This window comes from Flaviflagellibacter deserti, assembly GCF_042652085.1.
Classification (GTDB): domain Bacteria; phylum Pseudomonadota; class Alphaproteobacteria; order Rhizobiales; family Methylopilaceae; genus Flaviflagellibacter; species Flaviflagellibacter deserti.
In genome coordinates this window covers 24,826-46,546 of sequence record NZ_JBHSJF010000003.1, presented here as the reverse complement: position 1 = coordinate 46,546, position 21,721 = coordinate 24,826, and the positions used below count along the sequence as shown (strand labels likewise).

Below are 21,721 nucleotides of genomic sequence, written 5' to 3'. Positions count from 1 at the left end.
GATGAGCGCAGCCGCTCCCGAACCGAAGGCCAATATGGGCCAGCCCGTTCCGCGCTACGATGCGCGCGAGAAGGTCACAGGCGTCGCGCGCTATGCGTCGGACCAGCAGGTCAGCCAGCCTGCATTCGCCTTTCTCGTCACCAGCGCGATCGCCAGGGGCGACATCACCTCGATCGACGAGCGAGGTGCTCGCGAGGTGCCGGGGGTTCTGGATATATTCACCCACAGGAACACCGACGACCTGACGCAAACGAAATACGGCCAGCAGGGCGGAGGCGCCTCGACCTCGATACAAGGGCTCGGTCCCGAGATCCGGCACGACGGCCAGATCGTCGCAATGGTGGTCGCCGACACGTTCGAGAATGCGCGCGAGGCGGCCTACCGCCTAAAGATCGGTTATTCGGAGGCCACGCCCTCCGCGAGCTTCGAATCGGCGGGGACCGAAATGAAGGATGCCAACGGCATCATGTCGGTCGCCACGCAAGCTAAGGAATGGCTCTCGACCGGCGACGTTGAGGACGCGCTGTCGAAGGCCGCGGTCACCGTGGATGCGGAATATTCGACGCCGACCCAGCACCACAATCCGATCGAACTCTTCACCACGACCTGCTCGTGGCAGGGCGACAAGCTGACGATCTACGAACCGAGCCAGTTCGTTTTCGGATTGAAGAATGCGGTCGCCGAACGCATCGACGTCGCTCCCGACAACATCCATGTTGTCAGCCCCTATGTGGGAGGTGCGTTCGGCTCCAAGGCTCAGATGACGCCACGTACGGGTCTCGTCGCCTATGCGGCGCGGAAAGTGGGCCGTCCAGTGAAGCTCGTCGCGACCCGCGACCAGGGCTACACGATCTCGACCTATCGCGCCGAGACCAGGCATCATGTCCGACTCGGTTCGGATCGGGACGGCAGGCTCGTCGCCTATTCGCACGAGGGCTTCGAGATCACCTCACGTCCCGACAGCTATTCGGTGAAAGGAACGGAAGAGACCGCGCACCTCTACTCATTCGGCGCCGTGGCGACCAAGGTCAACGTCGTCCATGCTGACCGCAACACGCCCGGCTTCATGCGTTCGCCGCCAGTCGTTCCTTATGTCTACGCACTCGAAAGCGCGCTCGACGAGCTTGCGGTCAAGCTAAGGATGGACCCCGTCGAGCTTCGCCGGAAGAACGACGGCATGAAGGACAGCTTCGGCAAGGAATGGTCGAGCCGGTCGCTGATGACCTGCTACGACCAAGCCGCCGAAGCTTTCGGATGGTCGAAGCGCAATCCCGAGCCGGGCTCGATGCGGGACGGCGAATGGCTGGTCGGCTGGGGCTGTGCCACGGCGGTCTATCCGACCCACAATGCCGCGTCGGCGGCGCGCGTCAGTCTCCGCTCCACCGGCGAGGCGCTCGTCCAGATCGCTGTGCATGACATCGGCACCGGCGCCTATACCGTGATCGGTCAGTTGGTCGCGAGCGAGCTCGGCGTACCGGTCGAGAAGGTTCGCGTGGAGCTCGGCGATACCCTGCTTCCGGCCGGTCCGGTGGCCGGCGGCTCCGTTACGACGGCGGCCGCAGGTTCCGCTGTGCTGAAGGCGTGCGCGCAGATCAGGACGAGGCTGATCGGCGGCGCTTCCTCAGGCGACGGCGCTCCGCTCGCCGGGGTCCCGGATGGCCAAATCAGGCTGCGGGAGGGCCGGGCCGTCGCGCAGGACGGCCGGTCGGAAGAGCTGGCCAAGCTCTTCGAACGCCTCGGCCAGAACCAGATCGAGGAATATGCCGAGTTCGTCCCGGCGGGCGCGAGTTCGAACGCGATGGAGAGACTCTATCAGGGCAAGCCGACCTTCGTCGGTGGTTCGAACGGCGAGAAGCTGATGTATTCGCTCGGTGCCGAATTCGTCGAGGTTCGGGTCAACCAGCGTACCCGCGAGGTCCGTTGCCCGCGCGCCATCGGCGCGTTTGCCGCGGGACGCATCCTCAACACCCGCACCACGCACTCGCAGCTGATGGGCGGCATGATCTGGGGCATCGCCTCGGCCCTGCACGAAAAGACCGAGCTAGACGAGAAGCGCGCGCGCTACGTCAACGACAACATCGCCGAATACCTGATCCCGGTGAACGCCGACATCCGCGACATAGATATCATCCTGGTGCCGGAGATCGACAACGAGGTAAATCCGGTCGGCGTGAAAGGCCTCGGCGAGCTCGCCAATGTCGGAACGGCAGCGGCGGTAGCCAACGCGGTTTATCACGCAACCGGCATCCGCATCCGAGACCTCCCGGTCAGGATCGAGGCGCTTCTGGCTTGAATGAACAAAGCTTCGGCGTCCCCGCTGGAGCTTATGCGCCCATCGTCTCGCGGAGCTTCGCCGCCAGCTCTTCCTGCCGGAACGGCTTCGCGATCAGCGGCAAGGTTTCGACGTCCCGCGTATGCACGTTGAGCGCCTCGCCGGTGTAACCCGAGGTCAGGAGGACCGGCAGGCCGGGCCTGAGTTCCTTGACCTCGCGCGCGAGATCAACACCCGATTTCCCACCCGGCATCACGACATCGGAGAAGATGAGATCGATCGGCTCGCCGCGCTTTATGATTTCGAGCGCGCTCGCTGCATCCGACGCCGTGGTCACCTGGTAGCCAAGATCCATCAGCATCTCGATCCCGAGCGCGAGCACGGCGGCATCGTCCTCGACGAGCAGGATGCGCTCGGCATTGCCGCTGAGCGGCTTGTCGCCGATCTCGTCGCTAACCACCCGCTCGGGCTGCTTTTCGCAAAGCGGGAGGCAGATCGCCATACGCGTGCCCTGGCCGACTTCGCTGCGCACCGCGACGAAGCCGCCGGACTGCCGTGCGAAGCCGTAGACCTGGCTCAGGCCGAGGCCGCTGCCCTTGCCTGGCCCTTTGGTGGTGAAGAACGGCTCGAACGCCCGCGCGATCACTTCCGGCGGCATTCCGACACCGGTGTCGATGGCGCTGATCGCGATCCACGGACCATTCGCCTCGGGCGGCCTGTCGGACAAAAGCTCGTCCCCGTCCGACAGAGGCCGGACTTCAAAAACGAGCTTGCCGCCTGACGGCATGGCGTCGCGTGCATTGACCGCCAGATTGAGCAGCGCGGTCTCAAGCTGCGCCGGGTCGACATCGCAGATCACCGCTTTGCTGGCCGCCACCGTCTCGAGATGCACAATCTCGCCAACGGCGTGCCGGACCAGGCTTTCGAAGCGCGTGATCAGGAGATTCACGTCGAGCACTTCCGGTGTCAGGTGCTGTCGGCGGGAGAAGGCGAGTAACTGGCTCGTCAGGTTCTGCCCGCGCTCCGCGGCATGACGGATCGCGCCCAATTGCCGGTTGATCCTCTCGTCGCCGGTGATCTTGCGCGAGACGAGATCGAGATTACCCATGATGACGGTCAGCAGATTGTTGAAATCGTGCGCGATGCCGCCCGTGAGCTGACCGACGGTCTCCATCTTCTGCGCCTGCACAAGCTGCTGCTGCAGCATGCGCAGCTCGGTCACGTCGATCATCGTGCCGAACAATTCCTGCCTCCCGTCCTCGCCCATAGCGGTAACGCCCTGGTCGAGGAATGTACGGTAGCTGCCGTCGGCGCAGCGCCAGCGGAATTCGGACGAGTACGAGCCGGTCTCCTGGGCCGCCCTCAGTTCCGCCACGACCCGGTCGGCATCGTCGGGATGCATCCGGGTGAAGCCGAAACCGGGATCCTCCATGAAGCGCGCGGCGGGGAAGCCGGTCAGCTTCTCGACCGTGTCCGAGATGAAGCCGGTCTCGAACGGCGGCTCGGCGGTGCTCGAATGGAAGCAGACCGCCAGGGATTGCAGGATCGCGTCCTGCCGCGCCTGTGTCCGTTTCAGTTCCTGCTCGGCGAGGAGCTTTTCCGTACGGACGCGGAAGTTCTCCTCCTGGAGGCGGTGCCGGAGTTCCGCTTCCCGCTGTGCCTCGGCCTGCTTGAGATAGAGCTGGACGAAAACGGAGACCTTCGAGCGTAGCACGAACGGATCGACCGGCTTGAACACCATGTCGACCGCGCCGGCCGAATAGGCTTGGATCAGATGCGATTCATCGCGGAAGACAGCGGTGAGGAAGACGATCGGAATGTGCTGGGTGCGCCGCCGGGCCCGGATCAGCTCCGCGGTCTCATAGCCGTCCATGCCGGGCATGTGCAGGTCGAGCAGGATCACCGCGAAGTCGTCGTGAAGAAGGCATCGAAGCGCTTCCTCACCGGAGCGGGCGACGACCAGTTCCTGGTCAAGCTCTTCCAGTACCGTGGTGACGGCGAGCGCATTCCGCTCATCGTCGTCGACGATCAATATTTTGGCCCTCGCCGGCTTGTGCGCCGGGGGCTCTTCCGAATCCGGCATGTCCATCGCTTGCAGCGACATCGTTTGATCAGTCAGCCTGTTGACGGAGAGAGTCATTGAGCGCCGCGACATTGGTCCGCGACTGGTCGATCTGCTCGGCCCGGTGCAACCAGACACGCAGCACGGAGATCAGCTGATCCATGTCGACGGGCTTTGCGACATAGTCGGACGCGCCGGCCTCGATGCATTTCTGCCGGTCGCCCTTCATGGCCTTCGCCGTTACGGCGATCACCGGCAGCCCCGCGAAGCTCGGAATACTCCGAATTTCCTTGATCGTCTCATAGCCGTCCATCCCGGGCATCATGATGTCGACGAGCGCGATATCGGCATCCGAGATTCTCCGGAGGAGCTCAAGCCCGGCCTGCCCGCTTTCGGCATAGTGAAGCTCCATGCCGTGCTCTTCGAGCGCGCTGGTGAGCGAGAAGATGTTGCGGATATCATCGTCGATGACGAGCACCTTCCGTCCGGCAAGTTGCGGATCGCAGCGGCGGAGCGCCTGCAGAGTGGCCTGGACCGCATCGGACAATTCCTCGAACGGCCGATGCAGGCAGAGCGCCGCGTCGTCCTGCAACAGGGCGATCGTGTTGACCACGCGCAACCGTTCGATCCGGCCGAGAAGCGTCCCAACCGTGGTCCCGGACTCCGGCGCATAGGCGATCACCGGGGCCTGCGATGCGCGGATCGCGTCGATCACCTCGTCGGACAACGCCTCGACCGGGTGTTCGAGGTCGAGCACTACGCAATCGAACGAATCTTGCGACAGCGCCCGGACCAGATTCTTCTGTTCCGAGACGCTCTCGGTCTCGACGGCGCGGTCGCCGATGACGTCGGCGATGCGTCCCTTGCGCGACGGCGGTTCGAAGGCGAGGAGGCGCCGCTGTCGTGCGTTGAGGTCCTTCACCTTGCCGAAGGTCGACAGGATCGTTTCACGCTCGACCGGCTTGCTCGACACGCCATAGGCACCGATCTCAAGGCTGAGCCCGCTTTCGTCGAAGCCCGAAATGACGTGGATCGGGATATGACGTGTCTCCGGGTTTCGCTTCAGCAGATCGAGCAATGCGAAGCCATCCATGTCCGGCAGGCCAATATCGAGCGTGATCGCGTCCGGATGGTAGCGTTTGGCGAGCGGCACGACCGAGGTGCCCTCCGCCGTCACCACGCCCTTGAACCCGGCCTCGCGCGCCATGCTGAGGATGACGCCGGCAAAGCGTGGATCGTCCTCGACGATGAGGATGACGTGGTCGTTCTTGCTGATTGTCTCGCGATCGTCCGCCACTCGCTCGGTCTGCGGCTCCGGTATCTGGATGCTGGAGATGCCGCGAGCGACCGGCGTACGGACTGGCTGCGCCGACGGCGCCATGTTGAGCGGCAGATACAGCGTGAACGCCGAGCCGTTGCCGGAATTGCTCGTCACCGTCAGTTCGCCGCCGAGCAGCCGCGTGATCTCGCGGCTGATGGAGAGGCCGAGGCCGGTGCCGCCGTATTTGCGGCTGGTCGTGCCGTCGGCCTGCTGGAAAGCCTCGAAGATCAGCCGCTGCTTGTCTTCGGGAATGCCGATGCCGGTGTCCTCTACGGTGAACGCCACGACCTTGCCCCGCCGATCGAAATGCTGCGCGCTCCAGCCGGACGAAGCCTGTTCGATCTTCAGATGGACATGGCCGCTCTCGGTGAACTTGAAGGCGTTCGACAGCAGGTTCTTGATGATCTGCTGCAAGCGCTTCTCGTCAGTGTGGATCGAAGCCGGCAGCCTGGGATCGAGGTCGATCGAGAAGTCGAGCTTCTTGGTCTGGGCGATCTGCGCGAAGGTCCGGCGCATATCGTCTCCCAGCTGGTCGAACGGCATTTCGCTGACATCGAGCGTCACGGTTCCGGACTCGATCTTTGACAGGTCGAGAATGTCGTTGATCAGCGCCAGCAGGTCGGTGCCCGCATGATTGATCGTGCGAGCGAACTCGACCTGCTTCTCGGTCAGATTGCCTGCGCTGTTCTCGGCGAGGAGCTTCGACAGGATCAAAAGGCTGTTAAGCGGCGTACGGAGCTCGTGGCTCATATTGGCCAGGAACTCGGATTTGTACTTCGAGGTCAGGGCGAGCTGTTCGGCCTTGTCTTCGAGTTCCAGCTTCGCCTGTTCCACCTCGCGGTTCTTCGCTTCCACCTGCTTGTTCTGCATTGAGAGAAGCTGCGCCTTCTCCTCGAGCTCGAGGTTCGTGGTCTGCAACTGATCCTGGTTGGAGCGGAGAAGTTCTTCCGACTGGCGAAGCGTCGTCGCCTGCTGTTCGAGACGGTCGTTCGTCTTTTTCAACTCCTCCTGCTGCATCTGCAACTCAGCGGTCAGAAGCTGCGACTGCTCCAGCAGGCTCTCGGTCCGCATGTTCGCAGCGATCGTATTGAGAACGATGCCGATCGATTCCATCAGTTGGTCGAGAAAGACCTGGTGCGTCTCGCTGAATTCGCCGAACGAGGCGAGCTCAAGCACGGCGTTGACGTCGTCCTCGAAGAGGGCCGGTAGGACGATGACGTTCAGCGGCGTCGCCTCGCCAAGGCCGGAACTGATCTTCACGTAATCGGACGGCACGCTCTTCAGAAGGATGCGCTCCTTCTCCGCCGCGCACTGGCCGATCAGCCCCTGGCCGAACTTGAAATAGCCGGGGGGCGGCGTCGACTGGCTGGCGGCATAGCTCGCGGCGAGCTTGAGCGACGGCTCGTTGGTCATGTCGTCGGTCTGGTTGACGTAGAACACCGCATGCTGCGCGTTCACCAGCGGCGCGAGTTCCGACAGCACCATGTTCGACACGGTCGCGAGGTCGCGCTCGCCCTGCAGCATGCGGCTGAACCGCGCGAGGTTGGTCTTCAGCCAGTCCTGCTCGGTGTTCTTTAACGTCTGATCCTTCAGGTTGCGGATCATCTCGTTGATGTTGTCCTTCAGCGCCGCGACCTCGCCCGAGGCCTCGACGGTGATGGATCGCGTCAGGTCGCCTTTGGTCACGGCGGTCGACACTTCGGCGATGGCGCGGACCTGCGTGGTCAGGTTCGCGGCGAGCTGGTTGACGTTGTCGGTCAGGTCGCGCCACAGGCCAGCGGCGCCCGGCACGCGCGCCTGGCCGCCGAGCTTGCCCTCGATACCGACCTCGCGCGCGACGTTCGTCACCTGATCAGCAAACGTTGCCAAGGTCTCGATCATGCCGTTGATGGTGTCGGCGAGAGAGGCGATCTCGCCCTTCGCGTCAACGGTCAGCTTGCGCTTCAGATTGCCTTGTGCCACCGCGGTGACGACGTCGGCGATGCCGCGCACCTGGCCGGTCAGGTTCGCCGCCATGCCGTTGACGTTGTCGGTCAGGTCCTTCCACGTGCCGGCCACGCCCTTCACCTGGGCCTGGCCGCCGAGCTTGCCTTCCGTACCCACTTCGCGGGCGACGCGCGTCACTTCCGAAGCGAACGAGTTCAGCTGGTCCACCATCGTGTTGACGGTGTTCTTCAGCTGCAGGATCTCGCCCTGCACGTCGACGGTGATCTTCTTCGACAAATCGCCGTTCGCGACGGCGGTCGTGACGTCGGCGATGTTACGCACCTGGCCGGTGAGGTTCGCCGCCATGCCGTTGACGTTGTCGGTCAGGTCCTTCCACGTGCCGGCCACGCCCTCGACCTGGGCCTGGCCGCCGAGCTTGCCTTCCGTACCCACTTCGCGGGCGACACGCGTCACTTCCGAAGCGAACGAGTTCAGCTGGTCCACCATCGTGTTGATGGTCGATTTCAGTTCGAGGATTTCGCCACGCACGTCGACGGTGATCTTCTTCGACAAATCGCCGGTCGCGACGGCCGTCGTCACCTCGGCGATGTTACGCACCTGGCCGGTGAGGTTCGCCGCCATGCCGTTGACGTTATCGGTCAGGTCTTTCCACGTGCCGGCCACGCCTTCCACCTTGGCCTGGCCGCCGAGCTTGCCTTCGGTGCCCACTTCGCGCGCCACGCGCGTCACTTCCGAGGCGAACGAATTCAGCTGGTCCACCATCGTGTTGATGGTGTTCTTCAGCTCCAGGATTTCGCCCTTCACGTCGACGGTGATCTTCTTCGACAGGTCACCGCGCGCCACGGCGGTCGTGACGTCGGCGATGTTACGCACCTGACCCGTCAGGTTCGCCGCCATGCCGTTGACGTTATCGGTCAGGTCTTTCCACGTACCGGCCACGCCTTCCACGCGCGCCTGGCCGCCGAGCTTGCCTTCGGTGCCGACTTCGCGGGCGACACGCGTCACTTCCGAGGCGAACGAGTTCAGCTGGTCCACCATCGTGTTGATGGTGTTCTTCAGTTCCAGAATTTCGCCGCGCACGTCGACGGTGATCTTCTTCGACAGGTCGCCATTGGCGACGGCGGTCGTCACCTCGGCGATGTTACGCACCTGGCCCGTCAGGTTCGCGGCCATGGCATTGACGTTGTCGGTCAGGTCCTTCCAGGTGCCGCCGACGCCGCTCACTTTCGCCTGTCCGCCGAGCTTGCCTTCCGTGCCGACTTCGCGGGCCACACGCGTCACTTCCGAGGCGAACGAGCCGAGCTGGCCCACCATCGTATTCACGACCTTGCCGATGCGTAGGAATTCGCCGCGCAGTTCGCGCCCGTCGATCTCCAGATTCATCGTCTGCGACAGGTCACCCTTCGCCACCGCGCCGATCACGCGCGCGACTTCAGCCGTCGGCTGCAGCGTGTCGGCGATCAGAGTATTGACGGTGTCGATATTGGCCGACCAAGAGCCCTGCGCGTGCGGCAACCGGGCGCGATGGCTGATCTTGCCTTCCTTGCCGACCATGTCGCCAAGGCGTGCGAGCTCTCGCGTGGTCCGCTCGTTCAGCTCGACGACGTCGTTGAAGGCCTCGGCGATCTCACCGGCGATCCCCGTCAAGTCGTTTGGCAGGCGGGCCGAGAAATCGCCCTTTCGGAAGGCGCGTAGCACTCCGAGCAATTGCCGTTCATCGAGGGAGGAATGGGTCTCGTCACGCATCGCATGCTCCTTCGATCGAGAGCAGCGGAAGAGACGAGCAGAAACAAGCACCGGGGACGACACGCCCATCGGCATGAAGAGAAGTCGTTGCCTTAGGCACGAACCAGCCTCCCCCACGATTCCGTGGTTGGATTCGCGCCCCCCGACAGAGACTCTTTATGAGACCGAGGCGTCCGTCAATCTGGATAAGTCAGCCGAGATGAAGGGGTTAACGATTTCCCAAGATGTCCCAGACACCTGCGGCTGTTTACGACTTGGCCGGAGCGGGTTCGCCTTCGAACATGTCCTTCCGGACGACCGCATGAACGCCCCAATTGCCGTCCGCGACCTGGGTCACGCCGAAGTCTACCGCGACCGAGATCAGCGAGATCGCCTGATCCTCGCTCAGGCCCCAGACATCCATCAGAAAACGACGTGTCGAGCGGAAGGCCGAGCGCAGCGCCCGGCTCAACGATGACTTCTTGTAGACCTCGGATTGGGCGTTGCGACCTAGCTCTCGTAAGTAGTTCGGATAGCTGAACCCGTGCAGTACGAATTCGCTCGGGGTCTCCAATAACGGCCCGTTGAGGCCCTTGAGGAATGGTTTCCCGGGCGCATTCCGCTTGTGGACGATGAAACGGAAGGTCCCGGTCAATGAGGCTTCCAGCGCCGTGCCGTTGATCTCGCCATCGCCCTGCGCCAGATGGCCGTCTCCGACCGAGAAAAGCGCGCCCGGCACAGCGACCGGCAAATAAAGCGTCGAACCCTTGGCCGCGCGCCAATTATCGAAATTACCGCCGAAATAGCCGGGCGGGATCGAATCGATCATGTCGCTTTCGCGCGGAGCCACGGCCATGCAGCCGAAATGCGGGCGGAGCGGCACCCGCACATTCGGCATGATGCCGTGCTCCTCACGCACCCGCGAATGGTCGACCGGTACGCCGGGATAATCCATCGTCTCGTGGGTGACGCCGAACGGATCGGTCTGCGGTGTCCAGCGATAGGAATAGACCGGCCGCGCCCATTCCCCGTCTGCCTCGTAGATGGTCACGGACTCATGCTTGGCCGGCGCGTCGAGCAGATCGGAATATTGATATCCCCACCACGCGGCCGCATTCGAGGCAAAGGCGCGGCCCTCGAACAGCGGATTTGCGCTGGGGCGCGGCGCGATATCGAGGATCTGAACTTCCAGAACGTCGCCCGGCTCGGCATCCTGGACAAATACCGGGCCGGTGAAGATGTGGACGCCGAAGCCCTCGCCCGCGCCGCGACCGAAGATCGAGGCGTTCATCGGCCCCGCTCCACGCCGGTCGACGTTCTTGCCCTCGGCAGTCCAGCGGAACACTTCCTCCGCGCCCGGATCGCCCCTGATCATCCGCTCATAATCGTCAAACGCGTGCTGGGTCAGCGTCTCGATCGTAACTTGAGCACCGGAGCGCACGCGCAGGACGGGCGGGATCGACCGGCTGAGATAGCCCCAGTGCACGTTGTCCTTGCCGACCTTGATGTGATGACGGTCGACCGGCTCCGCATCGGCGCGGTGATCGGGCGCCGATCCCCTTGTGCTCGGCTCGCTGGATGCGGGCCGCAGCGGCACGACGACAGGCCCCGGTCCCTTGCCCAATGGCCGGCCGCGCAGCGGATAGACGCTCGGACCCTGCGGCGCCGAACTGCGGAAGCCGCGAGGCGACACTCCGAAGGCGATACTGAACGCCCGGCTGAAATGCGCCTGATCACGGAAGCCCCAGCGATAGCCGATCTCGGCGATGCTTTCCGAGGAATGACCCGGATCGGCGAGATCAATCTTGGCCCGATCGAGCCTTCGCTGGCGGAGATAGTCCGAGAAAGTCGTGTCCTGCAGTTCGAACAGCTTCTGCAGGTAGCGCTGGGAGAGCGCTTCCTGCCGCGCGATCTCGACCATGGACAGATCGGGATCGGCGAGGCGAACCTCAATGGCGGCCGTGACCCGGCGGAAATGCGCCGCCTGGACCTGACTTCCGCTGTCATCGGCAAGTCGGGCCTCGCCAAGCAGTGCGCCGGCAATGAGTTCCGTCACCGCGATCTCGGCCGCGACGATGTCCGCTTCGGCAATCGTCTCGAAATGCGTCGCGAGTGCCCGCATTACCGGGCGGGCGGCAGCTGCGGCGACCGTCGAACCGAGCACTGATGGAAATTCGATCCTGGCACGACCCAGCCGGGCTAGGAGCCGTTCTCGCGGCACCTCCATAACGAGCAGTTCAAAATCGCCACGGAGATCCAACGTAAACGCCGACGAGCGGTCGCAGACCGAGACATCTCCGTCCGCGAACTCGCGTCGCGGCGTGCTCGCCCCGATCGCGCCGCGTCCATACTGATGGAAAACAACGAGCATTGGCGCCGTGGCGCATGCCCGGCCGGCTCCAGCGCAGGTGATCCGCTGTCGGGTCGAACTAAGCCGGAACAGGCGTGCTCCGGACGGCGAATGCTGGATTCGGATCTCTCCAGAAAGCTGTAATGCCTCGGGCAGGTCGCAACCCAGCGACAAGGCGGCCAGAGCTTCGCACCAGGTTTCCCGCTGCTCGGTCAGCGGGAATGCGTCGATCGAGATCGAATGCGGCCGTTCGTACATTGGCCCAAGGCCTCCCGTGCTCGACTCGCAAGACGCACGCCAAGCGGGCGATGCGATCATCATGCCGGCAAATGAGCCTACGACTTTGGACCAAGGCGCACAAAAACTTGGCTTGGAGCGTTGTATCTGAGCACGAGCGCCCTCGCGATGAGGGCATAATGCATTGATTTAACTTGAATAAACCACCTGCACGCTCTCTCTTGGCGCCCGACTTCGATCTCCGGTCACCGCTGGCAAAGGGGCCGAAACCGCGCCTAACGTCCGCTCCAGGCGCCCGATGCGGCGCGAGACGAGCCATGGAGACGCAAGATGTGCGCAGGTGACGACAAGACCTGTCCGGAATTCGAGAAGCACCGGGCGAAGATGATGGAAGCGCTCGGAATGGAGCGGCGCGGCTTCCTGAAATCGGCTTTCGCCGCAACGGGTGGCGCGATCGCGCTCGGTACCGGTGCCTCCACGCTGGTGACACCCGCCCTCGCCCAGGCCTCGGCCTCGAAAGCGCCCGACACGCCGAGCTACCACTATCTTCCGGCGACCGACCAGACCGTGCACTGGGGCTATTTCTCCAAGAAGCTGAAGCCGCAGGTCGAGATCGATTCCGGCGACATCGTCACCATTGAGACGCTGACGCATCACGCCAATGACGACGCCTCGCTGATGGTGAAGGGCGATCCGGGTGCCGAGAGCGTGTTCTACTGGACCAAGGAGCAGAAGAAGGTCGCACGCCGTGGCGCGGGCGACGTCAACGACACCAAGGTCGGTGGCGGCGGCGGTCTCGGCGTCCACATCTGCACCGGCCCGGTATACGTACGCGGTGCCGAGGAAGGCGACGTGCTCGAGGTCCGCATCGTCGACACCAAGTTTCGCCCCTCGGCCAATCCCGCGCACAAGGGCAAGGCGTTCGGCTCGAACGCCGCGGCGTGGTGGGGCTTCCACTACAAGGACCTGATCACCGAGCCGAAGCAGCGCGAGGTCATCACCATCTACGAGATGGATGCAAGCGGCGCGCGGAACTGGGCCAAGGCCGTCTACAATTTCAAATGGGAACCGCAGACCGACCCGTCGGGCGTTGTCCACCCGACGATCGATTACCCCGGCGTCCCGGTCGATCACTCCAAGATCAAGAAGAACACGGATGTCCTGAAGGGAGTCCGGGTTCCGATCCGCCCGCATTTCGGCGTCATCGGCCTCGCGCCGAAGGAAGCCGACTACGTCAACTCGATCCCGCCTAGCTATACCGGCGGCAATATCGACAACTGGCGCATCGGCAAGGGCGCGACGATGTACTATCCGGTCGCCGTCGAGGGCGCGCTGATGTCTGTCGGCGACCCCCATGCCTCGCAGGGCGACTCGGAGATGTGCGGCACCGCGATCGAATGCTCGCTCACCGGCACGTTCCAGATCATCCTGCACAAGAAGGCCGATATCGCGGGTACGCCGCTCGAGCCGCTGGAATATCCGATGCTCGAGACCAAGGACGAATGGCTGATCCACGGCTTCAGCTACGCGAACTTCCTCGCCGAGCTCGGCCCGAACGCCCAGAACGACATCTTCGGCAAGAGCTCGATCGACCTCGCGCTGAAGGATGCCTTCAAGAAGATGCGCGGCTTCCTGATGACGACAAAGGGCCTGACCGAGGACGAGGCGATCTCGCTGATGTCGATCGGCGTCGACTTCGGCATCACCCAGGTCGTCGACGGCAACTGGGGCGTCCACGCGGTCATCAAGAAAGAGATCTTCGCCGACGCTTCGGCCTGACCGCTCCGCCCAAAAAAATGAAGCGCCGGCGGGGATAAACCGCCGGCGCGCTTGTCTCACAGCTCAGAGTCGACTGCTGCCGGGCAACGGCCCGGAACTATCGTGAATCAACCCTCGACGATGATCCGCTGCCGCTCTTCCGCCGCGCGGTTCCGGAACGACAGTTCGAGATCGCGATAGCGGTAGCATTCCTCGGCGGTCTTCGCCTCTTCCGCGAGATGCGCGCATTCCGCAGCGACCTGCTCGAGTTCGGCGGCACTCGCCATTCCGAAATGGGACAACAGCGATTCTGCTTCCATGGGTCGAACTCCCTTACACTGGCCTGTAAGAAATCGAATCGACATCGATTGGTTCCTGACAAAAATCGGGATCAGATGCGCGTCTGGCGCATTGATGGAAATGCCCGGCTCAGCCTGGGACAGATGCCGGCTGCCACTCGGTGAGATGGCGAAATGCCCGCTTCATCCGCCGGTCGAGCATAGCCGCGCGTAGCCGCGCCACCTCGCCGGGGTTATCCGGCGCGACATTGGTCGTTTCGCCGGGATCAGTGTCGAGATCGAACAGCAGAGGCGGCACGCCGCCGTTGAAATGCACGTATTTCCAGCGCGCCTCGCGGAGCACCGCCGCATTGGCGTCGAGCGGCCCCAGGCCGAGCGCGCGCTCGAAACGGGTCGGCACGTCCAGACTGGCAAAATCGATCTCGGCGAACACCGCCTGCCGCCAGTCTTCAGGCGCACCGCCCGCGAGGAGCGGCTGCAGCGGCTTGCCGTCGAGGACGGTCGGGATATCCACGCCCACGGCGGTGAGCACCGTCGGCATGACGTCAATCGATTCCGTCAGTGCATCGACCACGGAGCCGGCGCGCGACGCATAGGCGGGATCGCGTATGACGAGTGGCACGTTGAACACCGGCTCAAACGGGGAATCCTTTCCCCAGAGCCCGTGATCGCCCAGCATCTCGCCGTGATCGCCGGTGACGACGACGATCGTCCGCTCCGCCTGACCGGTCTCGTCGAGCCAGTCGAGCAGTCGGCCGATGTGACGATCGACCTCGGCGAGAAGGCCGAGATAGATCGCGCGGAGATCGCGCGCGGTCGCCTCGTCCATCCGCGTGAAATCGCCGTCGAAGCCCCAATGCAGGCCGCCTTGCGAGGGCGCCGAGAACCAGGCCGGGATGAACGGGTGATCGGGATTGCGTGTCTCAACCGACGGCAGCGAGGCCGGGTCGATTAGTGTGTTGTACGGCGACGGCGCGACGAGCGGCGGGTGCGGCCGGATGTAGGTGACATGCGCGAACCACGGCGCCCGGATGCGCACAGAGAGCGCCTTCAGCGTTTCGTCGGTGAGGAACGCGCTGTCTGAATGCTCGGCCTTGTAAAAGGCCGGATCGCGGATATTCGGCGCATTACCGGACGACGCCACGGGCCGCCAGAGATCATCGTCGTTTTCCGGCAGATCATAGCCCTGCGCGGCGAGGTAGGCCGGCCACGCGCGCGGACTGTCGAAGCGGAGCTCGACAAGTTCGCGGAAGCCGGGCAGCACCCCCTCATAGCTGGCGAGGTCCGGATCGCCGGGAGCGCGCTCGCTCGGGTCCGCCTGCACGTCGGTGTAGCCGAACAGCAGCGGCTCGTAGCCTGCCTTCCGAGCTTCCAACGCAATATTGGTGTGATAGCTCGCTAGCGGAGCGCCGTTCCGGATGACGCGATGGTTCATCGCATAGAGACCGGTCAAGAGGCTCGCCCGCGCCGGCCCGCATGGGGCCGTCACCGAGAAGTGGTTCCTGAACGTCACGCCCGACGCCGCGAACTTGCGGAGGTTCGGCAGCGGCACGCTTTGACCGAGCGCGCCGAAAATCGCATCGGCCCGGATCTGGTCGATGGTGACGAGAAGGACGTTCGGCTTCATCAGGCGGAGAGCTTGTCGATCAGCGCCGGGAGGTCAGCGACCGTATCGATGATATGATGGGCGCCCGCCGCCTTGAGCTTCGCTCCGGCCCGCTCGCGCACCACCGCCTTCTCGGCCGGGCTCAGCGCGTTGAACTGGTCGATCGTCAGCCCCGCTTCGTTGCCTGACAAAGCGACGCCGACCGTGACGCAACCGGCCGCTACACCCTCGGCGATACCTGGCTCCGTGTCATCGACCTTGATCACGGCAGACGCCGGATAAACCATCAGGTCGAGGAAGCATTTGTACATACCGATCGGCGTCGGCCGTCCGAGCGGCAGGTCGTCGGCGCAGATCAGATTGTCCGGCGCGAAGCCCTGTTTCGCCGCGAGCGGCAGGACACGCTCCATGATCGAGCGGGTATAGCCGGTGGTCGAGCCGATCTTCATCCTGCGAGCCCGGAGACCGGTGACGACGTCCGCCGTCCCCGGGACAAGCGTGCAGTAATCCGTCACCACCTCAACGTTGCGCGGCACGAACACCTCGTAGACACGGTCTATCTCGGCCTCGCCCGGCATTTTGCCATGCACGGCCTTCCAGCGTTCCGCAATATGCGGCTCGGCCAGCATCGAGGCGATGTGGGCGCGCTTCGGCAGTCCCATCGGCTTACGGGCGTCGGCGATCGTCACCTCGACGTCGAACTTCTTGAACGTCTCGACGAAGGCGCCCATCGGCGCGAACGAGCCGAAGTCGATCACGGTGCCGGCCCAGTCGAATATCACCGCCTTGAACGTCATGCCGCCACTCCCGCCTGTGAGCCATAGAGATCGGCGATCGTCTCCTCGCCGATGCCGAATGCCGTGGACGCGCCGCAACCGGCCGTGACGATCACGATACGTACATTGTCTGACGGTTTGTCGGTCAGCCGCCAACGATCATGCGCCGATGCGTAGGTGCCGATCCAACGCTCGGTCACCGTGCGACCCGGCAAATCGAGCACGCGGTCGAATTCGTCGAGGATCAGAGCATCGACCTCTTCCGAGGCGAAAGGATGGGGCGTCTCGGCATAATGATGGCTGTCGCCGACGACGAAGGAGCCATCGGCCGATTGAGTCACGATGAGATGGACGCCGTTATTGCGATGATGACCCTGCCGGTCGTCCAGCGCGGCCTTCAGCGGCGTGGCCTCCGGCAGATCGGCATAGCCGAGATAACGGCCGAGCCCGAGATCGGACATCACCGCCGTGCCGAAACGCACAGGATCAGCCGGCGTCACCCGCATCATCTGCAATTTGCAGCGAACCGGGTGGTAGGCACAGATTCGCTCTGGAAATAGCGAGACGAAATCGTCGCCGGGACAGACGATCGCGGCCTCGGCATGGATCGTCCCCGCAGCCGTCTCGATCTCCGGCGGCGCCACGTTGCGCACGGCCGCGCCCCAGATGAACGCCACGCCCCAGCGCTGGCTCAGCCAGTTCGCGAGAGCGGGGATGGCCGTACGGGATTCAACGCGGATCTCGTGCGGGCTGTACAAGGAGATGAGCGCCGCGTTGTCACGGAGCGCTGGCACGTGCTCTTTGGCTTCGGCGGCGGTGAGCTTCGAGCAGCCTCCGCCCATTTCGGTGCGGAGGAAGGCGTCGATCACTGCCTCCGATTCCGCATGACGGGCGGCGAGGACCATGCCGCGCTGCAACACCTGTATTTTCGCCTCGCCGACCGACCCCGCCCAGATCTCTCTGGCGCGCCGGGCCATGTTCCAGCAATCGCCCGCGCCCTGTCCGGTGACGGTGACAAAGCCGAAATTGCGGACGGAGGCTCCGTTCGCCTGCGCGTCGCGGTCGATGACGACGACCTTCTTGCCGCGCTTGGCGCCGGCCAAGGCATGCGCGAGGCCCAGAATGCCGCCGCCGACAATGGCGAGGTCGAAGCCGGCCATGAATCAGCTTTCTCGATGGATCTGCCAGCCGCCCCAGGACTGACTCACCGGCATGATCTCGAGCGAGTTGACGTTCACATGCGGCGGCTGCGTCGCCACCCAGTGGATCGTATTGGCAATGTCATCCGAGGTCAGTGCATGCGCCCCCTTGTAGAGGGCATCGTAGGCATCCTTGTTGCCGCCGGTACGGACAAGCGTGAATTCGCTCTCGCAGAGACCGGGTTCGATCGAGGTCACGCGGACGCCCTTACCGTGCAGGTCCGAGCGCAGACCGAGCGACAATTGCTGCACGAAGGCCTTCGTCGCCGCGTAGACATTGCCGCCCGGATACGGCCAGTTCGACGCGATCGAGGCGAGATTGACGATCATGCCCTTCCGCTCGATGAGTTTGGGCAGGAGCAGATGAGTGATCGTCACCAGTCCGGTGACATTGGTCGAAATCATCGTCTTCCAGTCATCGAGACTGGTGTTCGGCGCCGACGCGGTGCCGAGTGCGAGGCCGGCATTGTTCACGAGGACGTCGACGCCCCTGAAGCCGTCCGGCAGCGCATCGAGCGCGGCCTTGGTCGCGGCCTCGTCGGTGATGTCGAAGGCGGAGGCGTGGAAAAGATCGCCGAGCTCTTCCTTCAGGCCGGACAGGCGTTCGACGCGACGGCCGGTGCCGATGACTTTCCAGCCGTCCGCGGCGAAGCGGCGGGCAGTCGCCTCGCCGAAACCGGATGTTGCGCCTGTGATGAGGATCGTACGGTTCATGTCTCTCAAGCGTAGAAGATGGTGTGGACCAGGCTGAGGCCTGCGATGAAGATGAGGAGGACGGCGACGCCCTTGCGCCAAAGCTCCGCCGGGAGGCGGTGAAAGGCAAGACTGCCGACCATGATGCCGAGGATCATGACGGGAGCAAGAAGGGCCGCGTGCGTGAGCGCGCTAAGGGGGAACAAACCGAGCGCGACGCGCAGGATCACCGAAAAGGTATCGGAGAAGCCGAAGGCGAGCGTCAGCAGCGCCCGCATTTCCTTAGGATCGCGGTCGGTCGCCATAAGCCAGGCGAGCAGCAAAGTGCCGCCGATCGCGAAGGCGCCGATCATCGCGCCGACGAGGATGCCGACGATAATCGCGACGCTCCAATGGCCGAGGACCGGAGCGCGGAATTTCAACAATGCCGCCACGGCCGAGACAAGAACCGTGAGATCGAGGCCGAGCCGCGCCGTCTCCGGAGGCAGGTCCTTGATCACCATCACGCCAAGGACGACGCCGAGCAGCGCCGAACAGCAGATCAGCAGCGCATCGTCGATCCGCAGGTGCTTGAGCGCGCCCGAGCGGATGATCATCGCGGTCGCGATCATGTCCAGGACAAGGACCATCGACGTCGCCAGATTGGTCGGCCAGAGGAAGGCCAGACCGGGCGCGGCGATGATGGCGAAACCGAAGCCGGTCGCCCCTCGAACCAATGCGGCCCCCGCCACGATCAAAGCTGCAATGGCGAGATCCACACGCTACTCCGCTGCCGACGCTGTGTGCCGTATCGCATAAACAGGCGACAGAGCCACCACCTCAATTTGGTGGGGCCAATATTGGACCGACCGAATTAGCGCGCTGGCTCTAACGCCTGAGATATCCGCGTCTTAGCCCTGAGCCTCGGTCTTGGCGGAAGGAGCGTGGCTATGGGCGTGATCAACATGGAGCACCACTGGCTCCCCTTCACCAACAACCGCCTGTTCCGCGAAGAGCCGCAGATGTTCGCCCGCGCCGAAGGCGTGCGGTACTGGACGCCCGAGGGCGACGAACTGCTCGACGGCTCGTCCGGCCTGTTCTGCTGCGCCGCCGGTCATGGCCGGCGCGAGATCGCCGACGCGGTCCACAAGCAGCTTCTCGAACTCGACTACACCACGCATTTCCAGCGTGCCGCGCCGGTTTCGTTCGAGCTCGCCACCCGGGTGGCCGAACTCCTGCCGAAGGGCATCGACCGCATCTTCTTCGGCTCTTCCGGCTCGGAGGCTGTCGACAGCGCGATCAAGATCTGCCTCGCCTATCATCGCGCCAGGGGACAGGGTCAGCGTACCCGCTTCGTGTCGCGCGCCTGGGCCTATCACGGCGTCAATCTCGGCGGCACCTCGCTGGCGGGCATGGTCAACAACCGGCGCGATTTCTCGGGCGTCACCTGCGACGTCGTCCATATGCGTCACACCTGGACCGAGGAGCAGCGCTTCTCGAAGGGCCAGCCGGAGACCGGCGCCGAACTCGCCGACGATCTCGAAGACATCTGCAAGACCTATGGCGCGGACACCATCGCCGGTGTCTTCGTCGAGCCGATCGCGGGCTCGGTCGGCACCATCGTCCCGCCGCAGGGCTATCTGCAGCGCCTGCGCGAGATCGCCGACAAATACGGCCTGCTGCTGATCTTCGACGAGGTCATCACCGGCTTCGGCCGCACCGGCTCGGCCTTTGCCGCCCAGGAATTCGGCATCACGCCCGACATCATCACCATGGCCAAGGCGCTGACCAACGGCGCGGTGCCGATGAGCGCCGTCGCGGTGAAGACCGAAATCCAGCAGGCGATCATCGACGCGGCGGAAGGCGACCGGCCGGAACTCTTCCACGGCTACACCTATTCGGCCCATCCGGTCGCCTGCGCGGCGGCCATCGCCTCGCTCGACATCTATCGCGACCACGGACTGTTCGAGCGCGCCAAGGCCTTCTCACCGACCTTCCTCGACCAGGTCTTCGGCCTTCGCAACCTCGCCCAGGTCTCAGACCTGCGCGGCTACGGCATGATCTCCGGCATCCAACTGAAGCCTAGCGACAAGCCCGGCCTCAAGGGCTCGATCGTCCAGAGAATCCTCTTTAACGAGGGCCTGCACGTGAAGGCGACCGGCGACGCCATCATCTTCGCGCCCGCCTTCGTCACGACCGAGGACGAGCTGGAGCAGATGACCGCGATCCTCCGCAAGGTGCTCGGTCGCGCGGATATCTGATCAGGTCGACTACGCACTTGGCGGCGCGTCCGTTGTAGGCGACAGTTCCATCGAGGCTGGGGGGCTTCGATGACATCGAGAACTTGCGGTTCGACCGTTTCAAAGGCTGCGGCCGCATCGTGCGGCGCGGCGATCCTCGCGCTGTCCGCCGTGCCTGCGCAGGCCCACGTCAAATGGTTCGCGCCGTACATCGTCGGCGCGCCGCCTGCACCCGTGATACGGACGCTGCAGGACGGGTGGTTCTGGCTCGGCATCGGCCTCGTCCTGATCTTCTTCATCATTGCCCGGCTGGTCGAGCGCTCCTATTACGGCAAGCCGGTGCTCGATGGCCTCGACCGCATCACCCAGCCGCTCTGGAACCGTCTCGACGATTACGTCCGGGCCATCGTCGCGGCGTTCTTCGTCTCGATCTTCTCGGTTGGCGGGGTCTACCTGACGCCCGATCTCAAGACGCCCGCCGAATGGGTGTCGTGGATGCAGCTCGTCATCGCCGCCCTGATCTTCTGGAAGGGGACGATGTGGATCGCCGGCATCGGCATCATCGCGCTCTGGCTGCTGGCGCTGCGCGACTACGACCTGTTTCACCTGTTCGACTATCTGGCGCTCGGCGTCGGTGTCGCCGGCTATCTGATCCTCGCCGGCTCGTCGCGCGAGAACTGGCGCGTCCACCGTTTCGAGGTGCTGCGCTGGGGTCTCGCCATTGCGCTGATGTGGTCGAGCCTCGAAAAATTCGCCTATCCCGAATGGTTCTATCCGCTGGTCGAGGAGAAGCCGTTCCTTACCTTCGGCCTGCCGCGCGATGGCTTCATCCCGATGGCCGGCGTCGCCGAATTCACGATGGGCTTCGGCCTGCTCTGGACGCCGCTGATCCGGCGGCTATCGGCGGTAGCGCTCTTCCTCATCTTCTCGGCCGCCGTCTGGCCGTTCGGGCGCATTGAGATCATCGGCCACGGCCTGATCATGGCGATCTTGCTCGCCGTCGCCGCGGATCACAGCCGCGAGCAGCATGTGCTCGAGAAATTCAAGACGCCGGCCCGCAACATCCCGGCAGGGTTGGCCGCCGCGCTGGCCCTGTTCGTCACGAGCTATTGGGGGCTGCACGCCGTATTCTACGGTCCGGACGGATATGTCGGCCCACCGACCGAGGAGCGCGCCACCCACTCGCACAATCCCGAACAGCCGCACGGCCCGGAGGCCGAAGGCGGCATCGGCGCGCCGCCGACACGGCGCTGAGGA

The 21,721-nt window shown here is 64.1% G+C and carries 13 protein-coding genes; 4 read left to right on the top strand and 9 right to left on the bottom strand.

The features are described 5' to 3' along the window. Position 1 precedes the first annotated feature (1 nt). The gene (locus ACFPFW_RS03340) at positions 2–2,293 is read left to right on the top strand and encodes a xanthine dehydrogenase family protein molybdopterin-binding subunit (protein WP_114957445.1); all 2,292 of its coding nucleotides are present in this window, start codon (positions 2–4) and stop codon (positions 2,291–2,293) included. A 31-nt stretch (positions 2,294–2,324) separates the two neighbouring features. Here the strand turns inward: ACFPFW_RS03340 and ACFPFW_RS03335 are convergent, their stop codons facing one another. From ACFPFW_RS03335 to ACFPFW_RS03325, 3 genes are all read right to left on the bottom strand, one after another. Continuing rightward, positions 2,325–4,376, bottom strand: a complete 2,052-nt coding sequence (locus tag ACFPFW_RS03335; RefSeq protein ID WP_379769419.1) for a response regulator — start codon at positions 4,374–4,376, stop codon at positions 2,325–2,327. Between the two features lie 7 nt (positions 4,377–4,383). Then, a complete protein-coding gene (locus tag ACFPFW_RS03330) occupies positions 4,384–9,348 on the bottom strand; it encodes a HAMP domain-containing protein (RefSeq protein WP_114957444.1) in 4,965 nt (1,654 codons plus the stop codon). Between the two features lie 247 nt (positions 9,349–9,595). Further along, positions 9,596–11,935 carry an acetamidase/formamidase family protein gene (locus ACFPFW_RS03325; protein ID WP_114957443.1) on the bottom strand — a complete coding sequence of 780 codons (2,340 nt, stop codon included), beginning with the start codon at positions 11,933–11,935 and terminating at the stop codon, positions 9,596–9,598. A 309-nt stretch (positions 11,936–12,244) separates the two neighbouring features. On the opposite strand from ACFPFW_RS03325, the gene ACFPFW_RS03320 reads away from it, so the two are divergent. Further along, positions 12,245–13,693 carry an acetamidase/formamidase family protein gene (locus ACFPFW_RS03320; protein ID WP_114957442.1) on the top strand — a complete coding sequence of 483 codons (1,449 nt, stop codon included), beginning with the start codon at positions 12,245–12,247 and terminating at the stop codon, positions 13,691–13,693. A 107-nt stretch (positions 13,694–13,800) separates the two neighbouring features. Here the strand turns inward: ACFPFW_RS03320 and ACFPFW_RS03315 are convergent, their stop codons facing one another. The 6 genes from ACFPFW_RS03315 to ACFPFW_RS03290 all read right to left on the bottom strand — a co-directional run bounded on the left by ACFPFW_RS03315 (position 13,801) and on the right by ACFPFW_RS03290 (position 19,003). Continuing rightward, positions 13,801–13,992, bottom strand: coding sequence for a hypothetical protein (locus tag ACFPFW_RS03315; protein WP_114957441.1), 192 nt, complete (start codon positions 13,990–13,992; stop codon positions 13,801–13,803). A 109-nt stretch (positions 13,993–14,101) separates the two neighbouring features. After that, complete coding sequence (locus ACFPFW_RS03310; protein ID WP_114957440.1) at positions 14,102–15,598, bottom strand: sulfatase-like hydrolase/transferase; 1,497 nt, start codon at positions 15,596–15,598, stop codon at positions 14,102–14,104. Then, the gene (gene phnX, locus ACFPFW_RS03305; protein WP_114957439.1) at positions 15,598–16,374 is read right to left on the bottom strand and encodes a phosphonoacetaldehyde hydrolase; all 777 of its coding nucleotides are present in this window, start codon (positions 16,372–16,374) and stop codon (positions 15,598–15,600) included. Before phnX ends, ACFPFW_RS03310 begins: the two co-directional genes overlap by 1 nt. Then, positions 16,371–17,513, bottom strand: a complete 1,143-nt coding sequence (locus ACFPFW_RS03300) for a TIGR03364 family FAD-dependent oxidoreductase (RefSeq protein ID WP_114957438.1) — start codon at positions 17,511–17,513, stop codon at positions 16,371–16,373. The genes phnX and ACFPFW_RS03300 overlap by 4 nt, the downstream gene beginning before the upstream one ends. 3 nt (positions 17,514–17,516) lie before the next feature. Continuing rightward, positions 17,517–18,266: an SDR family oxidoreductase gene (locus ACFPFW_RS03295; protein WP_114957437.1), complete on the bottom strand. Its 750-nt coding sequence runs from the start codon at positions 18,264–18,266 to the stop codon at positions 17,517–17,519. Positions 18,267–18,271: 5 nt separating this feature from the next. Continuing rightward, entirely contained in the window at positions 18,272–19,003 is a 732-nt protein-coding gene (locus ACFPFW_RS03290) for a TSUP family transporter (protein ID WP_114957436.1), read from the bottom strand. 171 nt (positions 19,004–19,174) lie between these two features. Between ACFPFW_RS03290 and aptA the strand changes: the two genes are divergently transcribed. Both aptA and ACFPFW_RS03280 read left to right on the top strand, forming a co-directional pair. Beyond that, positions 19,175–20,485, top strand: a complete 1,311-nt coding sequence (aptA, locus tag ACFPFW_RS03285; protein WP_114957435.1) for an omega-aminotransferase AptA — start codon at positions 19,175–19,177, stop codon at positions 20,483–20,485. Between the two features lie 69 nt (positions 20,486–20,554). Next, complete coding sequence (locus tag ACFPFW_RS03280; protein ID WP_379769411.1) at positions 20,555–21,718, top strand: hypothetical protein; 1,164 nt, start codon at positions 20,555–20,557, stop codon at positions 21,716–21,718. The last annotated feature ends 3 nt before the right edge of the window (positions 21,719–21,721 follow it).

What these genes read in the sequence shown, in the direction of transcription:
- phnX (WP_114957439.1), bottom strand. Translation starts at nt 16,374, where the DNA reads ATGACGTTCAAGGCGGTGATATTCGACTGGGCCGGCACCGTGATCGAC.
- ACFPFW_RS03295 (WP_114957437.1), bottom strand. Translation starts at nt 18,266, where the DNA reads ATGAACCGTACGATCCTCATCACAGGCGCAACATCCGGTTTCGGCGAG.
- aptA (WP_114957435.1), top strand. Translation starts at nt 19,175, where the DNA reads ATGGGCGTGATCAACATGGAGCACCACTGGCTCCCCTTCACCAACAAC.
- ACFPFW_RS03340 (WP_114957445.1), top strand. Translation starts at nt 2, where the DNA reads ATGAGCGCAGCCGCTCCCGAACCGAAGGCCAATATGGGCCAGCCCGTT.
- ACFPFW_RS03315 (WP_114957441.1), bottom strand. Translation starts at nt 13,992, where the DNA reads ATGGAAGCAGAATCGCTGTTGTCCCATTTCGGAATGGCGAGTGCCGCC.
- ACFPFW_RS03280 (WP_379769411.1), top strand. Translation starts at nt 20,555, where the DNA reads ATGACATCGAGAACTTGCGGTTCGACCGTTTCAAAGGCTGCGGCCGCA.
- ACFPFW_RS03335 (WP_379769419.1), bottom strand. Translation starts at nt 4,376, where the DNA reads ATGTCGCTGCAAGCGATGGACATGCCGGATTCGGAAGAGCCCCCGGCG.
- ACFPFW_RS03330 (WP_114957444.1), bottom strand. Translation starts at nt 9,348, where the DNA reads ATGCGTGACGAGACCCATTCCTCCCTCGATGAACGGCAATTGCTCGGA.
- ACFPFW_RS03310 (WP_114957440.1), bottom strand. Translation starts at nt 15,598, where the DNA reads ATGAAGCCGAACGTCCTTCTCGTCACCATCGACCAGATCCGGGCCGAT.
- ACFPFW_RS03320 (WP_114957442.1), top strand. Translation starts at nt 12,245, where the DNA reads ATGTGCGCAGGTGACGACAAGACCTGTCCGGAATTCGAGAAGCACCGG.
- ACFPFW_RS03325 (WP_114957443.1), bottom strand. Translation starts at nt 11,935, where the DNA reads ATGTACGAACGGCCGCATTCGATCTCGATCGACGCATTCCCGCTGACC.
- ACFPFW_RS03300 (WP_114957438.1), bottom strand. Translation starts at nt 17,513, where the DNA reads ATGGCCGGCTTCGACCTCGCCATTGTCGGCGGCGGCATTCTGGGCCTC.